This window comes from Candidatus Magnetaquicoccus inordinatus (genome assembly GCF_004217665.1).
GTDB lineage: Bacteria > Pseudomonadota > Magnetococcia > Magnetococcales > Magnetaquicoccaceae > Magnetaquicoccus > Magnetaquicoccus inordinatus.
Genome location: NZ_RXIU01000255.1, coordinates 1 through 4378 on the forward strand (window position 1 = coordinate 1; position 4378 = coordinate 4378).

General features: G+C 55.3%; 3 protein-coding genes. 2 read left to right on the forward strand and 1 reads right to left on the reverse strand.

Annotation, left to right across the window (positions count from 1 at the left end; translation table 11 throughout):
* Positions 1–1985 (reverse strand): [protein-PII] uridylyltransferase (gene glnD, locus EJP87_RS14110; RefSeq protein WP_130472505.1); only part of this gene is annotated, 1985 nt, incomplete at its 3' end.
* A 223-nt stretch (positions 1986–2208) separates the two neighbouring features.
* Between glnD and EJP87_RS14115 the strand changes: the two genes are divergently transcribed.
* Together EJP87_RS14115 and mreC are read left to right on the forward strand one after the other, a co-directional pair.
* The gene (locus EJP87_RS14115) at positions 2209–3243 is read left to right on the forward strand and encodes a rod shape-determining protein (RefSeq protein WP_130472506.1); all 1035 of its coding nucleotides are present in this window, start codon (positions 2209–2211) and stop codon (positions 3241–3243) included.
* An 82-nt stretch (positions 3244–3325) separates the two neighbouring features.
* Positions 3326–4312 (forward strand): rod shape-determining protein MreC, encoded by a 987-nt coding sequence (gene mreC, locus EJP87_RS14120; RefSeq protein ID WP_130472507.1) that lies wholly within the window; start codon positions 3326–3328, stop codon positions 4310–4312.
* Positions 4313–4378: the final 66 nt, after the last annotated feature.

Below are 4378 nucleotides of genomic sequence, written 5' to 3' on the forward strand. Positions count from 1 at the left end.
CAAGAACTCCAGGCATTGGGACCAACCGCACGTATATCCGCCACCGTCAGCAATAATAAAAATTCCAAACGGCGCTGCGTCCCCACCTGCCGGGCAAAAGCCCGTATGGTATTGGGATCCGACAGATCACGGCGAAAGGCGGTACGCGACATATCCAAATGGCGCCCCACCAGCCAACAGACCATGCTGCCCTCCGCATCACTCAACCCTAAACGGGCACACACCTGCTGGGCAATCATCGCTCCCTTCAATTGATGATCCCCCCCGCGACCCTTGGCAATATCATGCAGCAAAACCGCCAGATACAATATAACCGAACCGCGCTCATAAAAATCCACCTGCCCCATCAAAGCAGTACAAATCGGCAACTCATTGCTGAACTGTCCTGACTTGATATGGCGCAACGCCTCAACCGCCAAAATGGTATGCTCATCCACCGTATATATGTGAAACAGATCATGCTGCGGTTGCCCAATAATCCGCCCAAATTCCGGCAGAAAACGTCCCAAAACCCCACTGATGCTCATCCGCCGCAACACCCAGGCCACCGCCCGTTCCCCGTTGAGCATCTTGATAAACAGCGCCGATACCTCTGGATTGCGGCGAAACTGACTGTTGATCAGACGTAAATCCTTGCCCACCAAACGCAATGTATCCGGATGAATCGATTTCAAATGGCGTTGCGCCACCTCAAACAAACGCATGATACGCACCGGATCCTGGCGAAACGCCTCTGGATCGGTCACCACCACCTTGTCACCATGCAAATGAAAACAATCCTCCAAAGCCCGCCGATTCCACCAATAGAGCGAACGATACTCCTCCTGATATTTGCGCAAAAAAATCCACGAGAGATTGCTCACCTGCCGGGAAACCTGATAATAACGGCGCATGAACTGCTCTACACCACGCATCCCAGGCCGGTCTTTGTAACCAAATTCACTAGCAATATCCAATTGATGCTGAAATGTCAAACGGTCATCACGACGCCCAGCCCGATAGTGCAGCGCATTGCGTACCCGCTTCAAAAAAGATTGACTGCGTACAAAGGTGCGATATTCATCATCCGTAATCAAACCCTTGGGAATCAAATCCCGTACCCGCTGCACATGATAACGATATTTGGAAATCCAGGAAAATGTCTGTAAATCCCGCAACCCTCCCGGATTCTCTTTGACATTCGGCTCCAAATAAAACAACGAATTGCCAAAACGCTCATGACGCTTGCTCTGCTCCACCAGCTTGGCCCGTAAAAAAGCCTCCGGTCCACGCTCCAACACCTTGGCAAACAAAGTGTCATAATAGACTTTGAACAGTGCCGCATCGCCGTTCAAAAAACGCGACTCCAACATTGAAGTGCGAATCTCTACATCTTGGCGTGCAAGTTGCACACACTCCTGTACAGTGCGTACCGCATGACCGACATCCAGATTTAAATCCCATAAACAGTACAGCATCCGCTCTACACGTTGGGAAATACGGTCCTGTGGCGAGCCCTGCGCAGCCTGAGCCGGAGACGGCATGCCGCCTCCCTTGGCAGGACGAAAAGGAGTTGTCTCCTTTTTTGGTCGTACAAATGAAATATCGTTTGGCAACAAAAACAAAAGGTCAATGTCGGAGTAAGGGGCCAACTCACCGCGTCCATACCCCCCGGTGGCGATCACGCTGAAAGTGCCTTTGCCATCCTCCCGGCCATCGTGCACATATCGGTATAACCGGTGCAGCAGAATATCCATCAGAAAAGCATGACCCTGGGCCACCTGATGCCCGGATGCCCCATCCAGATGATTTCGGTGCAACCGCTGACGACCCGTTGCCAACGCCTCTTTCAATAGCGCCAAAAATTGCTGGCGCCGACCATCCGCCTCCCCACCTCCCTCTGCCACAATGACAGCTTCTGTCCCGGCAGTCGGAGCACACAACTCGTTCAAGCGGCGATCAAGGCTCTCTACATCCAACAAATCGGTCTTCTTGAAAATACGCACGTTTCGCACCCACACTCCGGTATTTTTTGCCAAGCTGCCAAGCCAGCAGCCGCAAGGGACAATTGAATAATGGGCGGCTTACCCGGATCGTCTGCGTCAGCAACCTTGCTGAAGCAACCATTTACATGATACCTTCGCTGGGTTGAGGGGTACAACAGGTTGTGCATTTGCATACCCTGACCCGCTGCACATCAGCGAGGCAACTTTTGAGGCAACAGGACTCATGTTCAGCAAATTGCTAGGAATGTTCTCCACCGATATGGCCATCGATCTGGGCACTGCCAATACCCTGGTCTATGTGCGCGGCAAAGGAATCATGCTCTCCGAACCCTCGGTGGTCGCCATCCATGAAAATTCACGGGGCACCCGTAAAGTGCTGGCCGTCGGCAATGAAGCCAAACGCATGTTAGGCCGCACGCCCGGTAACATCAAGGCTATTCGACCCATGCGTGACGGCGTTATCGCCGATCTGACCATCACCGAAGCCATGCTGAAACATTTTATCAGCCGTGTGCATCGCCGTCGCCTCTTCTACTCGCCACGCATCATCGTCTGCGTACCCTGTGGTGCCACCTCCGTCGAACGCCATGCCATCCGCGTCTCCGCTGAAAATGCTGGCGCCCGAGAGGTCTACCTCATCGAAGAGCCCATGGCTGCCGCTATCGGCGCCGGACTGCCTGTGACCACCGCCAGTGGCTCCATGGTCATCGATATCGGTGGCGGAACCACTGAAATCGCTATCCTCTCTCTTGGCGGCATCGTCTACTCCCGCTCCTTGCGCATCGGCGGCGACAAGATGGACGAATCCATCATCAATCATGTGCGCCGTAAATATTCCCTGATGATCGGTGAAGGGACCGCAGAAAATATCAAAATCCAAATCGGTTCCGCCATCCCCCTGCCCGACAAGATGGAGGTCGGAGTCAAAGGGCGCGATATGGTGCATGGGGTGCCCAAACATCAGGTCATCACCAACCCGGAAGTCGTCGATGCCATGTCCGACCCCATCAATGCCATTATCGACGGCATCCGCCTCGCTCTGGAACAAATTCCGCCAGAGCTGGCTGCCGACATCGTCGATCGTGGTATCGTCATGACCGGTGGTGGCGCCCTGGTGCGCGGCCTCGATAAACTGATTGCCCAACAAACCGGACTCCCGGTCATCGTCGCCGACGATCCCCTCTCCTGCGTCGCCCTTGGCTCAGGTCGCGCCCTGGAAGAGCTCGATACCATGTCCGACATCCTCATGGATCGCTGATCATGTTCTGCACACTCCGTTTTGCTTGTCGCCCTTGCTCCGTAGCCAACGGAGCAGCGCCACGCGCCCTACGAAAATAGTCATGATCCTCCTCAAACAGCCGCCTCGCCAACTTCTTCTGGTCAGCCTGGCCCTGCTCGCTGCCCTGCTTCTGCTCACCTTCTCCTCCAACCTGCCCGCCAACTCCCTCCTGCAACACAGCCGCGACCTGCTCCAAGAGTGGACCCTGGAAGGAGTCTCCCCCATGCTCCGCCTCTTTCAAACCCCGGTTGTCGCCTCCCACTCGCTGGCCGACCGTATCCAGGGCATGCAGCATATCGAACAGGAAAACCATAAATTAAAGCTGGAGTTGGACCGCATGCACTCCTTGACCGTGCGCCTGGATGAACTGGCCATGGAAAACCAACGCCTGCGTCTGCTCTTGGGCATGCGCCCCAGTCAATCGCCGCAAGAGCTGGTCGCCCGCATCATTGGCAACTCCTCCTCCGCCTTCGCCCGCTCCTTCCTGATCGATGCTGGGCAGGATGATGGGGTCAACGTCGATACCATCGTCCTCGGCATCAGCGCCAAGGCCGGTGGCGGTCTCTTGGGCCGTATCGTCCAAGCCTCCCCGCACAGCGCCTTAATCCTGGCACTGCCCGACTTCAACTCGCGCATTCCGGTGATGATCCAACGCTCGCGCATCCGCGCCATCGTCTCCGGGCGCAATAAACCGCTGCTGGAAATGGAGTTTGTCCCTAAAGGCGCCGACATCCGCCCCGGTGATCTGGTCATCACCTCAGGCATCGGCGGCATCTTTCCGAAAGGGATCCCGGTCGGACGCATCCACGCCATCGCCGCTACCGAAGAGACCGGCATGTTCCACCTGATCAGCGTCAAACCCCTGGTCGATTTTGATCGCGTCGAAGAGGTGCGCCTTCTCCTGAATCCGCTCGAGGAGCATCCCTCGCCACAAACAGCAGCGGCCACTCCTGCCAACAGCGAAAAAACAAACATTGCCGCCTCCAGCAAAAATGAACAAAAAACCCCTCCTGCACCGGCACCTGTGCTGCGCCAACGCAGCAATTGATCCCAGAAACAGAATGAATCCCAGGGCAATCGCATTTGAAAATCAGAAAATTATTATGGAGGTCCA